Source organism: Acidovorax sp. ACV01, assembly GCF_014851495.1.
GTDB classification, from domain to species: Bacteria; Pseudomonadota; Gammaproteobacteria; order Burkholderiales; family Burkholderiaceae_C; genus Acidovorax; species Acidovorax radicis.
Genome location: NZ_JACUZT010000009.1, coordinates 114,133 through 131,172, shown reverse-complemented (window position 1 = coordinate 131,172; position 17,040 = coordinate 114,133). Strand labels below are relative to the sequence as shown.

The following is a 17,040-nucleotide window of genomic DNA, read 5'->3' as shown; positions in this document are numbered from 1 at the left end:
TCTTCAGGTTGTCACGCGTGGATTGCCAGCGGCACCTCCAATAGCTGACGGTCCGGCGATGGGGCCGCGCTGGGGATGCAAGGCAGGGGCGGGAATCTGCGCCCCTGCCGGGTTCAACGCCGCTTGCTGCCGCCGAAGATGCTGCCCAGCACCCCGCGCAGGATTTCCTTGCCGATGGTGGTGCCCATGGTGCGCACCGCCGACTTGGCCATGGTCTGGGCCAGGCCGTCGCGTTTGCCACCACGCGGGCCTGTGGTGCCAAACAGCACGTCGTTGAGCCCGCCCATCAGGCCGCCGCCGCTGTCTTCCGTGTTGGCGGGGGCTCCTTTGCCACTAGCCGGCGCTTGCGCACTGGCTTCGGCCGCGCGGCCCTTGAGCTTTTCGTAGGCCGATTCGCGGTCCACCACCTTTTCATACACGCCCGCGACCAGCGAGTTGGCCACCAGCACCTGGCGCTGCTGCGGTGTGATGGGGCCGAGCTGGCTGCCGGGGGGCAGTACGAAGACGCGCTCGGTGATGCTCGGGCGGCCCTTGGCATCCAGAAAGCTCACCAGCGCCTCGCCCACTGCCAGTTCGGTGATGGCGGTTTCGATATCGAGGCCCGGCTTTTGCCGCATGGTGGTGGCCGTCGCTTTGACGGCCTTCTGGTCGCGCGGGGTGAAGGCCCGCAGCGCATGCTGCACACGGTTGCCCAGCTGGGCCAGCACGCTATCGGGGATATCGAGCGGGTTTTGCGTCACGAAGTAAACCCCGACGCCCTTGGAGCGCACCAGGCGCACCACAAGTTCGATGCGCTCCACCAGCACCTTGGGCGCCTCGTTGAACAGCAGGTGGGCTTCGTCGAAGAAGAACACCAGCTTGGGCTGCTCGGGATCGCCAATCTCGGGCAGCTGCTCGAACAGCTCGGACAGCATCCACAGCAAAAACGTGGCGTACAGGCGCGGCGAATTCATGAGCTTGTCGGCCGCCAGGATGTTGACCACGCCGTGGCCATCCACCGTCTGCATGAAGTCCTGGATGTTGAGCATGGGCTCGCCGAAGAACTGCGTGCCGCCCTGCTGCTCGATCTGCAGCAGCCCGCGCTGGATGGCGCCCACGCTGGCGGCGCTCACGTTGCCGTATTCGGTGGTGAACTCCTTGGCGTTGTCGCCCACGTACTGCAGCATGGCGCGCAGGTCTTTGAGGTCCAGCAGCAGCATGCCGTTGTCGTCGGCGATCTTGAACACCAGGTTGAGCACACCCAGCTGGGTCTCGTTCAGGTTGAGCATGCGGCCCAGCAGCAGCGGGCCCATGTCCGACACCGTGGCGCGCACCGGGTGGCCCTGTTCGCCGAACACATCCCACAGTGTGGTGGGGCAGGCCAGGGGGGCGGGCAGGGGAAGGCCACGCTCCTTGAGCACGGCCGCCAGCTTGTCGCCGATCTTGCCCGGTTGGCTGGCGCCTGTGAGGTCGCCCTTCACATCGGCCATGAACACCGGCACGCCAATGCGCGAGAAGTTCTCGGCCAGGGTCTGCAGGGTCACGGTCTTGCCGGTGCCGGTTGCACCGGTGATGAGCCCGTGGCGGTTGGCCAGGCCTGGAAGCAGGTGGCATTCGATGGTGTCGTGCTTGGCAATCAGCAGGGGTTCGGCCATTTCGGGTTTCCTCGGGGTGAGGGAGCCTCTGCACGCGTCGCGCGCCGTGTGCATCTGCGGTCTCGGGCGGCCTGCTGCGTTACAAATGCTCGCAATAGCTGTGGCTATTGCTGCGCTTTGTGCCTGGCAGCCCATCCCGATCCGCGGCGCCCACTTTCCGCGCGAAGCGTGCAGAGGTTCCCTGGGTTCAGCAAAAAGTAAAATCCACTGAGTAGATTAAATCAATACACCAAGTACAGAAGGACTTCCCGTGGCAGGACACAGCAAATGGGCGAATATCCAGCACCGCAAAGGGCGCCAGGATGAAAAACGCGGCAAGATCTGGACCCGCATCATTCGCGAAATCACCGTGGCTGCCCGCTCGGGCGGCGGCGACCTGTCTGCCAACCCCCGCCTGCGCCTGGCGGTGGACAAGGCCAAAGCGGCCAATATGCCCGCCGACCGCATCAAATACAACATCGACAAGGCCACCGGCAACGCCGAAGGCCTGACCTACGAAGAAATCCGCTACGAGGGCTATGGAATTGGCGGTGCGGCCATCATGATCGACACCATGACCGACAACCGCGTGCGCACCGTGGCCGAAGTGCGACACGCGTTCAGCAAACACGGTGGCAACATGGGCACCGAAGGCTCGGTGGTGTTCCAGTTCAAGCACTGCGGCCAGCTGATCTTTGCCCCGGGCACGAGTGAAGACAAGGTGATGGAAGTGGCGCTGGAGGCTGGCGCTGAAGACGTGGTGACCGACGACGACGGTGCCGTGGAGGTGCTGACCGCCCCGGCCGACTTCGAAGCCGTGAAGAATGCCCTGGAAGCCGCAGGCCTCACGCCCGAAGTGGCGGGCGTGACCATGCGGCCTGAAAACACCATCGAACTGACGGGCGACGACGCGGCGCGCATGCAGCGGCTGCTGGATGTGCTGGAGGACCTGGACGATACCCAGGAGGTCTACCACAACGCTGCATTGTGAAGCTCCCCCTGAGCGGCTGCGCCGCTTCCCCCTCTCTCGCTGCGCTGCGCTTGCGGGAGGGGGACGCCCCCAGCGCGGCGGGGCGGCCCTTGCGCGGGGGCACGGGCTTGGGTCGTGCCAGTTTCAACGGTTTTGTATGTAGCGAGCAGCGCGATCGGTCGCGATAGATTTTTTTTACGAGCCCCTGAGCTGTGGCGTAGTGCCAAGCAGAGGTTCACCAAAGGTTCCTATGAAAGTACTTGTGATTGGTGGCGGCGGCCGTGAACACGCGATGGCGTGGAAACTGAGCCAGTCCCCCAAGGTGACCAAGGTGTATGTGGCGCCCGGCAACGGTGGCACGGCGCTGAACCCCAAGCTCGACAACGTGGCCATCACCGACGTGCGCGAACTGCGCGTGTGGGCGCAGGCCGAAAAGATCGCGCTGACCGTGGTGGGCCCCGAGGCGCCGCTGGCCGCCGGTGTGGTCGATGAGTTCCGTGCCAATGGCCTGCGCATCTTCGGGCCCACCAAGGCCGCCGCACAGCTCGAAAGCTCAAAGGCCTTCTCCAAGGCCTTCATGCGCCGCCATGGCATTCCCACGGCCGACTACGACACCTTCACCGACCCGGTGGCCGCCCACGCCTTTGTGGACCGCCTGGGTGCGCCCATCGTCATCAAGGCCGACGGCCTGGCGGCTGGCAAGGGCGTGGTCGTGGCCATGACGCTGCAGGAGGCCCACGATGCCGTGGACTTCATGCTGGTGGACAACAAGTACGGCGTAACGCACAACGAAGGCGGTGCGCGCGTGGTGATCGAGGAATTCCTCGAAGGCGAGGAAGCCTCCTTCATCGTGCTGTGCGATGGCAAGAACGTGCTGGCGCTGGCCACCAGCCAGGATCACAAGCGCCTCAAAGACGGCGACGAAGGTCCCAACACCGGCGGCATGGGTGCGTATTCGCCCGCGCCAGTGGTCACGGCCGACGTACATGCCCGCGCCATGCGCGAGATCATCCTGCCCACGATCCGTGGCATGGAAAAGGACGGCATCCCTTACACCGGCTTCCTGTACGCCGGCCTGATGATCGACGCCAAGGGCCAGCCCAAGACGCTCGAATTCAACTGCCGCATGGGCGACCCCGAGACGCAACCCATCCTCATGCGCCTGAAAAGTGATTTCAGCGACGTGATGGCCGCTGCCGCTGACGGCAAGCTCGACCAGATGGAACTGCAATGGGACCGCCGCACCGCACTGGGCGTGGTTATGGCGGCGCACGGCTATCCGGAAGCTCCCCGCAAGGGCGATCCCATCACGGGCCTGCCCGCCGAGGCCGACGATGCGGTGGTGTTCCACGCCGGCACGCAGTTGCAGGATGGCGTGGTCAGCGTGACGGGTGGCCGGGTGCTGTGCGTGACGGTGCTGGCTGACAGCGTCAAGCAGGCGCAGCAACGTGCCTACGACGTGGCGCGTGGTATCCAGTTCGATGGCGCGCAATACCGCCGCGACATTGGCTTCCGCGCGGTGAAATAGCTCCCCCCTGAGTCGCCTGCGGCGCCTTCCCCCACAGGGGGATGACGCCCTCGCGGCGGGGCGGCCCTTGCTTGGCGTCCCTGGCCTGGGCCGCGCCAGTTTTACCGGCAGCGCATGGCGCCGATGGCAATGGATAACTGAAATGCAACCACCTGGATTGAATCCGGCCACGACCGTGGCGACCGTACGCAGCTATTTGCAGGGCCTGCAGACGCGCATTACCGATGCGCTCGAAGCCGTGGAAGGCGAGGGCGGCGCGCGTTTTTTGGCCGATGCCTGGAGCAAACCCCCTGGTGAGCCGCTGCAAGGCGACGGCATTACCAATATCCTGGAAGGTGGCCGGGTGTTCGAGCGCGCGGGCTGCGGTTTCAGCCATGTGCGTGGCCCGCAGCTGCCGCCCTCGGCCACGCAGCACCGGCCCGAGCTGGCGGGTGCACCGTTCGAGGCCATGGGCGTGTCGCTGGTCTTCCATCCGCGCAACCCGTACGTGCCCACCGTGCACATGAATGTGCGCATGATCGCGGCAGGCCACCCGGGTCAGACACCCACCTGCTGGTTTGGCGGGGGCATGGACCTCACGCCGTACTACGGGTTTGAAGAAGATGCGGTGCACTTTCACCAAACCTGCCGTGACGCGCTGGCGCCGTTTGGCGACGACAAGTACCCGCGCTTCAAGCAGTGGTGCGACGAATACTTCTACCTCAAGCACCGCAGCGAGCAGCGCGGTGTGGGCGGGGTGTTCTACGACGACTTCGCGGAACTGGGTTTTGACCAGAGCCTGGCCATGACGCAGTCGGTGGGTGATGCCTTCCTCAAGGCCTACCTGCCCATCGTAGAGAAGCGCCAGAACCTGCCGTTTGGCGAACGTGAGCGCGACTTTCAGCTCTACCGCCGGGGCCGCTATGTCGAGTTCAACCTGGTGTGGGACCGGGGCACCCACTTTGGCCTGCAGTCGGGGGGGCGCACCGAGTCGATTTTGTTGTCTATGCCGCCGCTGGTGGCTTGGTCGTACCAGCGCTCGGATGCTGCGGACACTGCCGAAGCCGACCTCACGCAACGCTTTCTAGTGCGACGCGACTGGCTGGCTGGCGAGGCTGCTGCAGCGGTTTGAAAGCCTTGACAAGCGCAAAAGCTATAATTTCAATAGCTGCCCGCGCTTTTCACACCAGCGCAAGAGGCCAAAAACACCTCAAATTGCCGCAGCGCCCCTGCGCAACACCAGCGCAACACCCAAGGCGCAGCCCTACTGGTTGCGCGCTGCGTTGCACGCTATATTGATTCCATTTCCTCTCTATTCACCGCCTGATGACCACCTCCACCAAATCGGAAACCGCCGCCAAAAAAGACGTCACCAAACTCCAGCGCGCCATCGTCGATGGCCTGGAGGACGTCAAGGCGCAAGACATCCAGGTCTTCAACACCGAGCATCTCTCGCCGCTGTTTGAACGGGTGATCGTGGCATCGGGCACCTCCAACCGCCAGACCAAGGCCTTGGCTGCCAGCGTGCGCGACGCGGTGAAAGAAGCGGGCTTCACCAAGCCGCGCATCGAAGGCGAAGACAACGGCGAATGGATCATCGTGGACTGTGGCGCCGCCGTTGCGCACATCATGCAGCCCGCCATCCGCCAGTACTACCGTCTGGAAGAGCTGTGGGGCGACACGCCAGTGCGTCTGAAGCTGGGCGCCGCCAAGCCGGTTTCCAGTGCCGCCACCGAATTGGCCGAAAAGAAGTCGGCCCAGAAGGCTGCCAAGTCCGACGCTAAGGCTGCAGGCAAGGCGCCCGCCAAAAAGGCAGCCGCACCAGCGGTGCCGGCCCGGTCGGGCAAGGCCACGGTCAAGGCCGTAGCCAAAACAGCTGCCAAGTCCGCTGCCGCACCTGCTAAATCTGCTGCGAAACCTGCAGCCAAGACAACAGCAAAAGCACCTGCCAAAGCCATCACCAAGGCCCCAGCCAAGACCCCCGCAAAAAGCAGCAGTGCCAAGGCCGCGCCGGCCAAGGCGCCCGCAAAGCCAACCACTGCCGCCAAGAAGCCCGCAGCCACCAAGGCACCGATCAAGACCGTGGTCGTCAAGCCATCGGCCCCCCGCAGCAAGACCGCTGCTGCCGCCAAGACCGGTGCCAAGCCCGCCGCAACTCGCGGCGGCGCAGCTGCCAAGCCCGCAACCAAGAGGGCGCCAGGCCGCAAGTGATTGCTGCCTCGGCCCATCGACGACCCACCGTACCCGCGCACCGCGCCTGAGTTTCCATGAAGCTGCTGATCGTGGCCGTGGGCCAGCGCGTGCCCGACTGGGCGCAGACTGCATACGACGACTACGCCAAGCGGTTTCCGCCGGAGCTCAAAGTCGAACTCAAAGCCGTCAAGACCGAACCGCGCGGCTCCAAAACGCTGGAGACGCTGTATGCCGCCGAGCGCGAGCGCATTGAAGCCGCCATCCCCCGGGGTACGCGCGTGGTGGCGCTGGATGAGCGTGGCACCAGCCTCACCACCAAGGCCCTGGCCGAGCGCCTGAAGGGCTGGCAACTGGGGGGCGACGATGTGGCCCTGGTCATCGGCGGCCCCGACGGGCTGGACCCGGCCTTTCGCCAGGGTGCGCACGAGCGCATCCGCCTCTCGGACCTGACCTTGCCGCACGCCATGGTGCGGGTGCTGCTCATCGAGCAGCTGTACCGCGCCTGGTCGGTGAACGCCGGGCACCCCTACCACCGCGAATGAGGCCTGGATCGGGGTGTGGGTGAAGTACTATATTTTTTATAGCTGCTAGCGCTTGATGGATAAGCGCTAGAGCTGATTTTTATTCAAAATCCGTTCATGCCCGACTTCATCTACCTTGCTTCCCAAAGCCCGCGCCGGCGCCAGTTGCTCGAACAACTGGGTGTGCGCCACGAACTGCTGCTGCCCAATGTGCGCGGCGACGAGCCCGAAGACGCCGAGGCCATCGAAGTGGTGCTGCCCGGTGAAGCGCCCACGGCCTATGTGGAACGTGTGACCGGCCTCAAGCTCGATGCCGCCGTGGCCCGGCGCGCGCGGCGGGGTTTGCCCGATGCACCGATCCTGTGCTCTGACACCACCGTGGCCCTGGGCCGCACGATCTACGGCAAGCCCGACGACGCGCCGCATGCCGCGCGCATGCTGGCCGAACTGGCGGGGCATGAGCACCGCGTGCTCACTGCCGTGGCGCTGCAGGTGGGCGGCAAACGGCTGGCGGCACTGTCGGTGTCACGCGTGACCTTTGCCCCCATGACACCCGCGCAGATCGACGCCTATGTGGCCACGGGCGAGCCACTGGGCAAGGCCGGGGCCTATGGCATCCAGGGGCGGGCGGCGGCGTATGTGGAGCACCTGGCGGGCAGCTATTCGGGCATCATGGGGCTGCCCATGTACGAGACTGCGCAACTGCTGCGCGCTTCGGGCTTTGCCATCTAAGCGACGCTAACAAAAGACAACAACAACGCCATGCAACAAGACATCCTGATCAACTGGTCCCCCCAGGAAACCCGGGTGGCCGTGGTGGAGCACGGCGCCGTGCAGGAGCTGCACATCGAGCGCACGCTGGAGCGCGGCCTGGTGGGCAACGTTTACCTGGGCAAGGTCTCGCGGGTGCTGCCCGGCATGCAGTCGGCCTTCATCGACATCGGCCTGGAGCGCGCGGCCTTTTTGCATGTGGCCGATGTGTGGCAGCGCCAGCCCGATGGCGAGCCGCCCGCATTCGCCCGCAAGAACGAGCCGCAGGTGCCGATTGAAAAGCAGGTGTTCGAAGGCCAGTCGCTCATGGTGCAGGTCATCAAGGACCCGATTGGCACCAAGGGCGCGCGCCTTTCCACGCAGATCAGCGTGGCCGGGCGCCTGCTGGTGTTTTTGCCGCAGGACGACCATGTGGGCGTGTCGCAGAAGATTCCGCCCGCAGAGCGCGATGCGCTGCGTGCGCGCCTGCAGGCGCTGGTGGGCGACAAATCCACGGGCGGTGGCGGCGGGTTCATCCTGCGCACCAATGGCGAAGACTCTACCGACGAAGAACTGGCCGAAGACATCGCCTACCTGCGCAAGACCTGGGCGCGCATCAAGGAGGCATCGCTCAAGCTGCCGGCCATGTCGCTGCTGCACCAGGACCTGGACCTGCTGCAGCGCGTGCTGCGCGACTTGGTGGGCGACCACACGCAGACCATCCGGCTCGACTCGATGGAGCAGTTCCAGCGGCTGCGGGCGTTTGGCGTGGAGTTCATGCCCGCCGCCGCTGGCAAGCTGCAGCACTACAAGGGCGAACGCCCGATTTTTGACCTGTATTCCATTGACGAAGAAGTGGCCAAGGCCCTGGGGCGCCGCGTCGATCTGAAGTCGGGCGGTTACCTCATCGTGGACCAGACCGAGGCGCTCACCACCATCGATGTGAACACGGGTGGTTATGTGGGCGCCCGCAATTTCGACGACACCATCTTCAAGACCAACCTCGAGGCCGCGCAAGCCATTGCGCGCCAGCTGCGCCTGCGGAACCTGGGCGGCATCATCATCGTGGACTTCATCGACATGGTGCGCGACGACCACCAGCAGGCCGTGCTGGCGGAGTTCAAAAAACAGCTCGCCCGCGACCGCGTGAAGACCATGGCGGGTGGCTTCTCGCAGCTGGGGCTGGTGGAAATGACGCGCAAGCGCACCCGCGAATCCCTGGCCCACATGCTGTGCGAACCCTGCGAGGCCTGCCAGGGCAAGGGCAGCGTCAAGACCGCGCGCAGCGTGTGCTACGACGTGCTGCGCGAGATCCTGCGCGAAGCGCGCCAGTTCAACCCGCGCGAATTCCGGGTGGTGGCGTCGGCACGGGTGGTGGAGCTGTTTCTGGACGAAGAGAGCCAGCACCTCGCGGGGCTGTCCGACTTCATAGGCAAGCCGATCTCGCTGCAGGCCGAGAGTGCAATGGGGCAGGAGCAGTACGACATCGTGCTGCTCTAGCGCCCGCGGCCGGGGCGCAGCATCAGCTCTCGATCTGCATCGCAGGGCGTGCCTGTACCCGTGCCAGCCAGTCCTTCACATGGGGATGCGCATTGACCGGCGCGCCCAAGTACACGCTGTAGCCCAGCACCGACCCCACCACCAGGTCCACCAGCGAATAGTCGGCCCCCAGCATCCAGGGCTGCTTGGCCAGCCGCGCGTCCAGCACCGCCAGCAAATCGTTCAGGCCCGCCGTGGCCGCCTGTGCATGCACGGCGCTGCGCAGCGACTCCTCGCCCTGCGTGGCCACGTGCAGGCGCACCAGCACCGCGCCGTAGGTCACGTACGACCAGGCACACCACGACAGGGCCTGCAGCGCCTCCGGAGTGCCCGCTGCGGGCCACAGCCCGCGTTCGATGCCAAAGCGATGGCCCAGCCACAGGTGGATGGCCAGGGTCTCGAACATGGGGGCACCGTCCACGGTCAGGGTGGGGACCTTGCCGTTGGGGTTGAGGGCCAGGTACTCCGGGCGGTGCTGTTCGCCGGTGCGGATGTCGACCTTCACGCGTTCGTGGGGCACACCCAGTTCGACAAGGGCGCAGGCGATAGGGCTGGCGCTGGACATGGGGTGCCAGTAGAGGACGATGGACATAAAAAGCTCCTTGGGGTTGTGGAAGAAAAGGTGGTGCCACTGTAAGAACCATTGCGGACAGTTTTGGCCCTCAATGTGCAGTACAGTCACGCCATGCTCACGTCATCCACCCGCCTGTTGCGGCTGCTTTCCTTGTTGCAGACGCGCAACCACTGGATGGGGCCGGAACTGGCCGAGCGCCTGGAGGTGCATCCGCGCACCCTGCGGCGGGACATCGACCGCCTGCGCCAGCTGGGCTACCCCGTGCACGCCAGCAGCGGTGTGGCGGGTGGATATGCCTTCCGGGCCGGGCAGGCGCTGCCGCCCTTGCTGCTGGACGACGGCGAGGCCCTGGCCGTGTCGATTGCGCTGCGCACCGCCACAGCGGGTGCGGTAGGCGGCATTGAAGAGCCGGCGCTGCGGGCGCTGGTCAAGCTGGAGCAGGCCATGCCCGCACGGCTGCGGCAGCAGGTGGACGCACTGCGCTCCACCATCCTGCCCATGGACCGTGTCGGGCCGGTAGTGGATGCCTCGCTGCTGGCCACACTCGCATCGGCCTGCCGAGACCAGCTGCGCCTGGAGTTCGCCTACGGCGACAGCCGGGGCCGCAGCGCTGAACGCAGCGTGGAACCCCAGGGCCTGGCCCATACCGGCCACCGCTGGTACCTGGTGGCGTGGGACCGGGTGCGGGAGGACTGGCGCACCTTCCGCATCGACCGCATCGTGGGGGTGCCCACGGTGGGCGCCCATTTCGCGCCCCGGGTGTCGCCGGATGGTGGGGATTTGAAGGCGTATGTCTCACGCTCGCTGGCGGTGGCCCCTTATGCGGAGCAGGCGCGCATTGTGTTGCATGCGCCGTTGTCAGAAGCGGTGCACCGCATTCCCCCGTCGGTCGGTGTCCTCAAGGCCTTGGATGCCGAGCGCTGTGTGCTGGAATGCGGAGCCCATTCGCTCGATACGCTGGTGTATTGGCTGGTGGTGTTGGACCTGGATTTTGAGGTGCTGGCCCCACAGGCGTTGAAGGACCGGTTGAAGGCGATTGGCGAGCGGGCCCTGCGCTGCGCACCCTGAGAGAAAACAGGTCTTTCGGGCCTACGGCACAAACCGATAGCCGATTCCCGCCTCGGTCACCAGGTGCCGGGGCATGGACGCGTTGTCTTCCACCTTCTTGCGCAAGTTGGCCAGGTGCACGCGCACATAGTGCGTGTCCTCCGCGTGGCCCGGCCCCCACACGGCCTTGAGCAGTTGCTGATGGGTGATCACGCGGTCGGGCTGGGACGCCAGGTGCGTGAGCAGCTTGTATTCGATGGGGGTGAGGTGCAGGGCCTCGCTGCCATGCCCTTCCGTGTGGCGCTCCACGGTGCGGCGGGCGAGGTCCACGGTGATGTCGCCGAAATGGATGACGGGTGTTGCCTCGGCGCTCGAGGACCGCTGGCTGCGCCGCAGCTGCGCGCGCACGCGGGCCATCAGTTCGCCCGAGCCAAAGGGCTTGACCAGATAGTCGTCGGCCCCTGCGTCCAGCGCCGCGATCTTGCTAGCCTCCGCGCTGCGGGCCGAGAGCACGATGATGGGCATGGCCGACCAGGTGCGCAGGTCGCGGATCAAATCGACGCCATCCCCATCGGGTAGCCCAAGGTCCAGCACCACCAGGTCGGGGCGGCGGGTGCCGGCTTCGATCAGGCCGCGCTGCAGGGTGGCGGCCTCGTGCACGGTGTGGCCTTCGGTCTCCAGTGTCAGGCGCACAAAGCGGCGGATGTCGGCTTCGTCTTCGACGATGAGGATGTGGGTGGGCAGATCGGTCATGGCATGGCATGGATGCAAGGGTGTCAGGCGTCGGCGTCATCGCCCAAGTCGGTGGGCGGTGTGCCGCGTGGCAGCAGCAGCGTAAAGCGCGCACCTGTAGGCTGGCCCTGTGCGTTGTGGATCGTATCGCCCCGGATGCTGCCACCATGCGCCTGCACGATGGCGCGGCAGATGGCCAGGCCCAGGCCGACGCCGGGCGTGGCGCTTTCGCGAGCGCCACGTTCGAATTTTTCAAACAGCAACTCTTCGCGCCCTTTGGGCAGGCCCGGGCCTTCGTCGGTGAGGGTCAGTGCCACCGCGTCGCTTTGCGGCTGCGCGCTGATGTGGATGGTGGTGTCTGCGGGCGTGTACTTGGCGGCGTTTTCCAGCAGGTTGACCAGCACGCGCTCCATCAGCACGGCGTCGATCTGCAGCAGGGGCAGGTCGTCGGGCAGAGTCACTTCGACCCGGTGCGCAGCGATGGCGGGGGCACTGGCGGCCAGGGCACTGCCCACCACTTCTTCCAGCGGCTGCCAGGCTTTGTTGAGCTGCACGGCACCAGCCTCCAGTCGGGCCATGTCCAGCAGGTTGTTGACCAGTGCGCTCATGCGCTGGGCGGATTGCTGGATGGCGCTGGTCAACTCCTGCTGGTGCGCGGGCAGGGGCGGTTGCACCATGGCCAGCGATTCGGCCAGGCCGACCAGCGAGGCCAGCGGCGTGCGCAGGTCGTGCGAGATGGCTGACAACAGCGAGTTGCGCAGGCGTTCGGACTCGATCTGTACCGTGCTCTTTTGCGCCACGTCGATGTAGTGGATGCGCTCGAGCGAAATGGCGAGCAGCGAGGCGCAGGTCTGCAGCAGGCGGCGCGGTTCTACGCCCGGTACTTGGCCCTGACCTTGATGTTGTGGCATCGCCACCACCAGCACGCCACGGATGCGCATCGGCGCCTTGAGCGGCAGCACCAGCGTGGGGCTGGAGTGCAAGGTGTCCGTGCCCCGGCCCGCAGGCTCGCCGCGCTCAAAGGCCCATTGGGCCACGGCCATGTCCACGGGGGCTGTGCCTCCGGGCAGCACTTGCAGGCGGTTGTCATCGTCGGCCACCACCAGCGCGCTGCCTGCGCTGAACTCGCCCGTGATAAAGCGTGCGCCAATCTCGGCCACCTGTTCGGGCAGCAGGGCGGCAGACAGGTCACGCGCCATGTCGTACAGGCTGCGCACACGGTGCTCGCGGTCGGTGGCGGCCTCGGCCTGCACCTTGAGCCCGGCGGTGAGCTGGCCCACCACCAGGGCCACCACCAGCATCACGGCGAAGGTGACGACGTACTGCGCGTCGCTTACCGCAAAGTTGAAGCGGGGCGGCACAAAGAAGAAGTCAAAAAACCCCACGCCCAGGAACGCCGCCATGATGGCCGGGCCGCGCCCAAAGCGCAGCGCCACCCCCACCACCACCAGCAAAAACAGCATGACGATGTTGGTCAGCTCCAGCACGTTGGCCAGCGGTGTGGCAATGACGGCGGCCACGCAGCAGGCCAGGGCGGCGGCGATGTAGCCCGGCCAGAAAGGCGCGCGAGGGGCGGCGGCGCTGGAGCGGGTGGCTTTGCGTTCTGTGAGTGCGTCGCGACTGGGCAGCGTGCCCACCTGCAGCAGGTCCAGGTCGCTGGCGCGTTGGCCGATCTGTTCGGCCAGCGTGGCTTGCCAGGGCCAGCGGCGGGCGCTGCGGCCCATCACCACACGCACCAGATTGTGTTCGCGTGCATAGCGCACCAGGGCCTGGGCGGGCTGGGCGGCAGGCAGCACGGCGCAGGCGGCGGCGCCCAGTTGCTGGGCAATTTTCAGCGTGCGTTCCACCTGCGGGTGCAGGGTGGCCGATTGGCCTTGCTGCTCGGGTGTTTCCACATGCACCGCGTGCCAGGGCAGGTCGAGCTGGGTGGCCAGGCGCGCGCAGCTGCGCACCACTTTTTCGGCGTTGTCGCCGGTGCCCACGCAAGCCAGCAGGGCCTCACGGTTGGGCCACACGGCCTCGGCGGTGGTGGTGCTGGCGCGGCGGTAGGCGCGCATTTCATCGTCCACCCGGTCGGCGGTGCGGCGCAGGGCCAGCTCGCGCAGGGCCAGCAGGTTGCCTTTGCGAAAGAAATTGGCGGCGGCGCGTTCGGCCTGCTGGGGCAGGTAGACCTTGCCAGCTTTGAGGCGCGCCAGCAGCTCGTCGGGCGGCAGGTCCACCACCACCACCTCATCGGCTGCGTCAAAGAACTGGTCGGGCACCGTCTCCCACACGCGGATGCCGGTGATGCCGCTGACGATGTCGTTCAGGCTCTCCAGGTGCTGCACGTTCATGGTGGACCACACGTCGATGCCTGCGGCCAGCAGTTCTTCGGCGTCTTGCCAGCGTTTGGGGTGGCGCGATCCGGCCACGTTGCTGTGGGCCAGTTCGTCCAGCAGGACCAGGCCCTCTGGGTGCGCAGCGCCCCAGGCCAGGGCGGCGTCCAGGTCAAACTCGGGCAGGGTGCGGTCTTTATAGGGCAGGGCGCGCAGCGGCAGGCGCGGCAGGTGCGCGGTCAGCGCCTCGGTGTCGGCGCGGCCATGCGTCTCAACCACGCCGATGGTGACGGGCAGGCCCTGCGCTTGTGCGGCCCTTGCCGCCGACAGCATGGCGAATGTCTTGCCCACGCCCGCGCAGGCGCCGAAGAACACCTTGAGCCGCCCACGCTGCTGCTGGGCCTGCTCTTGCTGGATGCGCTGCAGCAGCGCGTCGGGGTCGGGGCGATCCTGCATGGGGACAGTGTATCCGGCAAATTTGAATAAAAATGGCCTCTGGCGCTTGTCTATCAAGCGCTAGTAGCTATTATTTTGATAGCTTATCAAGCGCCATGTTCAATGCCAGCACGCTCACACGCGGCTCGCCCAGCAGGCCCAGCCAGGGGCTTTCGGTGTGCTGCTGCACCAGCGCCTGCACTTGCCCCACGGGCAGGCCCAGGGCACGGGCCACGCGCTCGGTTTGGTAGGCGGCGGCTGCGGGGCTGATGTGTGGGTCTAGCCCGCTGGCCGATGCGGTGACCAGGTCCACGGGCACGGGGCGGGTGTTGCCGGGGTCGGCTGCGCGCAGGGCCACGATACGTGCCTTGACGGCTTCGGCCAGCGCTGGATTGGTGGGGCCCTGGTTGGAACCACCCGATGCCGATGCGTTGTAAGGCATGGGCGCAGTGGCCGAAGGGCGGCCCCAGAAGTGGCCGGGCTCGGTGAACGACTGGCCGATCAGCTCGGAGCCCACCACCTTGCCGGCCTGGGTGACAAGGCTGCCGTTGGCCTGGTGCGGGAAGGCCGTTTGCGCCACGCCGGTCACAGCCAGTGGGTACAGCAGGCCGGTGACGATGGAGAGCACAACAAACAACGTGAGGGCGGGGCGCAGCAGGCCGCCTGCGCTGGCGGGCACGTCGTCGCGGGGGATACGGATAGACATACGATTTTCCTTGTCAGTGATTCGGGGAGCTGTGTTTGCGAATGGGCAGAGCTCAAGTCAATCCCGCGGCAGCCAGCACCATGTCAATCAGCTTGATGCCAATGAACGGCACCACCATGCCCCCCAGCCCATAAATGGCCAGGTTGCGGCGCAGAAGCGCGGCGGCACCCACGGCGCGGTAGGCCACGCCCTTCAGGGCCAGCGGGATCAGGAAGATGATGATCAGCGCGTTGAACACCACCGCCGACAGGATGGCCGACGAAGGACTTGCCAGATGCATGAAGTTCAGCGCCGACAGCTGCGGGTAGGTGGTGACAAACGCCGCCGGGATGATGGCGAAGTATTTGGCGATGTCGTTGGCGATGCTGAAGGTGGTGAGCGAGCCGCGCGTCATCAGCATCTGCTTGCCGGTCTCCACGATTTCGATGAGCTTGGTGGGGTTGCTGTCCAGGTCCACCATGTTGCCGGCCTCCTTGGCGGCCTGGGTGCCGGTGTTCATGGCCACGGCCACATCGGCCTGGGCGAGAGCTGGGGCGTCGTTGGTGCCGTCGCCCGTCATCGCTACTAACTGGCCTGCAGCCTGGTAGCTGCGGATGAGCTGCAGCTTGGCCTCGGGCGTGGCTTCGGCCAGGAAGTCGTCCACGCCGGCCTCGGCGGCAATGGCGGCGGCCGTGAGGCGGTTGTCGCCGGTCACCATCACGGTCTTGATGCCCATGCGGCGCAATTCGGCAAAGCGCTCCTTGATGCCGCCCTTGACGACATCCTTGAGCTCCACCACGCCCAGCACGTGGGCGCCATCGGCCACCACCAGCGGGGTGCTGCCGCGGCGTGATACATCGTCCACCGCGGTCTGCACGGCGGTGGGAAAGCGCCCACCCAGTGCCTCCACATGCTTGCGGATGGCGTCGGCCGCGCCCTTGCGCAGCAGGCGGGGGCCGGGCAGATCGACGCCGCTCATGCGGGTTTGCGCGGTGAAGTGCACAAATTGGGCGCCCAGGGCTTCGATGTCGCGCTCGCGCAGGTTGAACTTCTGCTTGGCCAGCACCACGATGCTGCGGCCTTCGGGCGTTTCATCGGCCAGTGATGCGAGCTGGGCGGCGTCGGCCAGTGCGGCATCCGTGACACCCGGGGCAGAAATGAACTGGCTGGCCTGGCGGTTACCCAGCGTGATGGTGCCGGTCTTGTCCAGCAGCAGCACGTCTACATCGCCTGCCGCCTCCACCGCGCGGCCCGAGGTGGCGATCACATTGGCCTGCATCATGCGGCTCATACCCGCCACGCCAATGGCGCTGAGCAGGCCTGCAATCGTGGTGGGGATCAGGCACACCAGCAGGGCCACCAGCACCACCAGGCTCACGGGCTCGCCCGCGCCGCTGGCCAGCACGCTGAACAGCGAGAACGGCAGCAGCGTGACCACCACGCCAAGGAACACGATGGTCAATGCCACGAGCAGGATGGTGAGCGCGATCTCGTTGGGCGTCTTGTGGCGTTTGGCGTTCTCCACCATGGCGATCATGCGGTCCACAAAGGTCTCGCCGGGGTTCACGGCCACGCGCACCACGATCCAGTCCGACAGCACGCGGGTGCCGCCGGTGACGGCCGAGAAGTCGCCGCCCGATTCGCGGATCACGGGGGCCGACTCGCCCGTGATGGCGCTCTCGTCCACCGAGGCCACGCCATCGATCACCTCGCCGTCGGCAGGGATGGTGTCGCCCGCCTCCACCAGCACCACGTCGCCCTTGCGCAGGTTGGCGGCCTCCAGCGGCAGCCAGGTCATGGCGGTGCGTGGGGTGGCCCGGTCAAACTGACCATCGAGTTTCTTGGCCCAGGTCTGCTTCTTCAGGCCGCGCAGCGAGGCCGCCTGGGCCTTGCTGCGGCCTTCGGCCATGGCCTCGGCAAAGTTGGCAAACAGCACGGTGAACCACAGCCACAGCGCCACGGCAGCGGTGAAGCCCTCGGGTTTGCTGGCGGCCAGCGCGGTGGTGAAGGCGCTGCCCACGTACACCACAAACATCACCGGGTTGCGCCATTGCACGCGCGGGTCCAGCTTCTTGAAAGCCTCCAGCAGCGCGGGGCGCACCAGGGCAGGGTCGAACAGGGTCAATGTCTTGCGAGTCATCACAATCTCCCAGCCATTT

14 protein-coding genes are annotated in these 17,040 nt (G+C 66.2%); 8 read left to right on the top strand and 6 right to left on the bottom strand.

Translation table 11 applies throughout. The annotated features are described in order from the left end of the window. Positions 1–113: 113 nt before the first annotated feature. Positions 114–1,634: a helicase HerA-like C-terminal domain-containing protein gene (locus tag IB243_RS22990; protein WP_192429527.1), complete on the bottom strand. Its 1,521-nt coding sequence runs from the start codon at positions 1,632–1,634 to the stop codon at positions 114–116. 250 nt (positions 1,635–1,884) lie between these two features. Here IB243_RS22990 and IB243_RS22985 point away from each other — a divergent pair, with 250 nt between their 5' ends. The 7 genes from IB243_RS22985 to rng all read left to right on the top strand — a co-directional run bounded on the left by IB243_RS22985 (position 1,885) and on the right by rng (position 9,054). Beyond that, on the top strand, positions 1,885–2,604 hold the full coding sequence (locus IB243_RS22985; protein ID WP_010458745.1) for a YebC/PmpR family DNA-binding transcriptional regulator: 720 nt from the start codon (positions 1,885–1,887) through the stop codon (positions 2,602–2,604). Between the two features lie 229 nt (positions 2,605–2,833). Continuing rightward, positions 2,834–4,111 (top strand): phosphoribosylamine--glycine ligase, encoded by a 1,278-nt coding sequence (purD, locus tag IB243_RS22980; protein ID WP_057270804.1) that lies wholly within the window; start codon positions 2,834–2,836, stop codon positions 4,109–4,111. A 142-nt stretch (positions 4,112–4,253) separates the two neighbouring features. After that, positions 4,254–5,222 (top strand): oxygen-dependent coproporphyrinogen oxidase, encoded by a 969-nt coding sequence (gene hemF, locus IB243_RS22975; protein ID WP_192429526.1) that lies wholly within the window; start codon positions 4,254–4,256, stop codon positions 5,220–5,222. 194 nt (positions 5,223–5,416) lie between these two features. Then, a complete protein-coding gene (gene rsfS / locus IB243_RS22970) occupies positions 5,417–6,301 on the top strand; it encodes a ribosome silencing factor (RefSeq protein WP_010458751.1) in 885 nt (294 codons plus the stop codon). 56 nt (positions 6,302–6,357) lie between these two features. Then, positions 6,358–6,825: a 23S rRNA (pseudouridine(1915)-N(3))-methyltransferase RlmH gene (gene rlmH / locus IB243_RS22965; RefSeq protein ID WP_005798500.1), complete on the top strand. Its 468-nt coding sequence runs from the start codon at positions 6,358–6,360 to the stop codon at positions 6,823–6,825. 96 nt (positions 6,826–6,921) lie between these two features. Further along, positions 6,922–7,536 (top strand): nucleoside triphosphate pyrophosphatase, encoded by a 615-nt coding sequence (locus IB243_RS22960; protein ID WP_192429525.1) that lies wholly within the window; start codon positions 6,922–6,924, stop codon positions 7,534–7,536. 30 nt (positions 7,537–7,566) lie between these two features. After that, positions 7,567–9,054 carry a ribonuclease G gene (gene rng / locus IB243_RS22955; RefSeq protein WP_010458757.1) on the top strand — a complete coding sequence of 496 codons (1,488 nt, stop codon included), beginning with the start codon at positions 7,567–7,569 and terminating at the stop codon, positions 9,052–9,054. 22 nt (positions 9,055–9,076) lie between these two features. Here rng and IB243_RS22950 read toward each other — a convergent pair whose 3' ends face one another. Next, positions 9,077–9,685 carry a glutathione S-transferase family protein gene (locus IB243_RS22950; protein ID WP_010458759.1) on the bottom strand — a complete coding sequence of 203 codons (609 nt, stop codon included), beginning with the start codon at positions 9,683–9,685 and terminating at the stop codon, positions 9,077–9,079. A gap of 93 nt (positions 9,686–9,778) precedes the next feature. Here IB243_RS22950 and IB243_RS22945 point away from each other — a divergent pair, with 93 nt between their 5' ends. Then, a complete protein-coding gene (locus tag IB243_RS22945) occupies positions 9,779–10,735 on the top strand; it encodes a YafY family protein (protein ID WP_192429524.1) in 957 nt (318 codons plus the stop codon). A 21-nt stretch (positions 10,736–10,756) separates the two neighbouring features. Here IB243_RS22945 and IB243_RS22940 read toward each other — a convergent pair whose 3' ends face one another. From IB243_RS22940 to kdpB, 4 genes are all read right to left on the bottom strand, one after another. Beyond that, positions 10,757–11,467 carry a response regulator gene (locus IB243_RS22940; RefSeq protein WP_192429523.1) on the bottom strand — a complete coding sequence of 237 codons (711 nt, stop codon included), beginning with the start codon at positions 11,465–11,467 and terminating at the stop codon, positions 10,757–10,759. Positions 11,468–11,490: 23 nt separating this feature from the next. Continuing rightward, positions 11,491–14,217, bottom strand: a complete 2,727-nt coding sequence (locus IB243_RS22935) for a DUF4118 domain-containing protein (protein WP_192429522.1) — start codon at positions 14,215–14,217, stop codon at positions 11,491–11,493. A gap of 70 nt (positions 14,218–14,287) precedes the next feature. After that, the gene (kdpC, locus tag IB243_RS22930) at positions 14,288–14,902 is read right to left on the bottom strand and encodes a potassium-transporting ATPase subunit KdpC (protein WP_192429521.1); all 615 of its coding nucleotides are present in this window, start codon (positions 14,900–14,902) and stop codon (positions 14,288–14,290) included. Between the two features lie 52 nt (positions 14,903–14,954). Next, positions 14,955–17,021 carry a potassium-transporting ATPase subunit KdpB gene (kdpB, locus tag IB243_RS22925; protein WP_192429520.1) on the bottom strand — a complete coding sequence of 689 codons (2,067 nt, stop codon included), beginning with the start codon at positions 17,019–17,021 and terminating at the stop codon, positions 14,955–14,957. Positions 17,022–17,040: the final 19 nt, after the last annotated feature.

Excerpts from the sequence above, each read along its gene's own strand:
- IB243_RS22990 (WP_192429527.1), bottom strand. The coding sequence starts at position 1,634 with ATGGCCGAACCCCTGCTGATTGCCAAGCACGACACCATCGAATGCCAC.
- purD (WP_057270804.1), top strand. The coding sequence starts at position 2,834 with ATGAAAGTACTTGTGATTGGTGGCGGCGGCCGTGAACACGCGATGGCG.
- hemF (WP_192429526.1), top strand. The coding sequence starts at position 4,254 with ATGCAACCACCTGGATTGAATCCGGCCACGACCGTGGCGACCGTACGC.
- rsfS (WP_010458751.1), top strand. The coding sequence starts at position 5,417 with ATGACCACCTCCACCAAATCGGAAACCGCCGCCAAAAAAGACGTCACC.
- rlmH (WP_005798500.1), top strand. The coding sequence starts at position 6,358 with ATGAAGCTGCTGATCGTGGCCGTGGGCCAGCGCGTGCCCGACTGGGCG.
- IB243_RS22960 (WP_192429525.1), top strand. The coding sequence starts at position 6,922 with ATGCCCGACTTCATCTACCTTGCTTCCCAAAGCCCGCGCCGGCGCCAG.
- rng (WP_010458757.1), top strand. The coding sequence starts at position 7,567 with ATGCAACAAGACATCCTGATCAACTGGTCCCCCCAGGAAACCCGGGTG.
- IB243_RS22950 (WP_010458759.1), bottom strand. The coding sequence starts at position 9,685 with ATGTCCATCGTCCTCTACTGGCACCCCATGTCCAGCGCCAGCCCTATC.
- IB243_RS22945 (WP_192429524.1), top strand. The coding sequence starts at position 9,779 with ATGCTCACGTCATCCACCCGCCTGTTGCGGCTGCTTTCCTTGTTGCAG.
- IB243_RS22940 (WP_192429523.1), bottom strand. The coding sequence starts at position 11,467 with ATGACCGATCTGCCCACCCACATCCTCATCGTCGAAGACGAAGCCGAC.
- IB243_RS22935 (WP_192429522.1), bottom strand. The coding sequence starts at position 14,217 with ATGCAGGATCGCCCCGACCCCGACGCGCTGCTGCAGCGCATCCAGCAA.
- kdpC (WP_192429521.1), bottom strand. The coding sequence starts at position 14,902 with ATGTCTATCCGTATCCCCCGCGACGACGTGCCCGCCAGCGCAGGCGGC.
- kdpB (WP_192429520.1), bottom strand. The coding sequence starts at position 17,021 with ATGACTCGCAAGACATTGACCCTGTTCGACCCTGCCCTGGTGCGCCCC.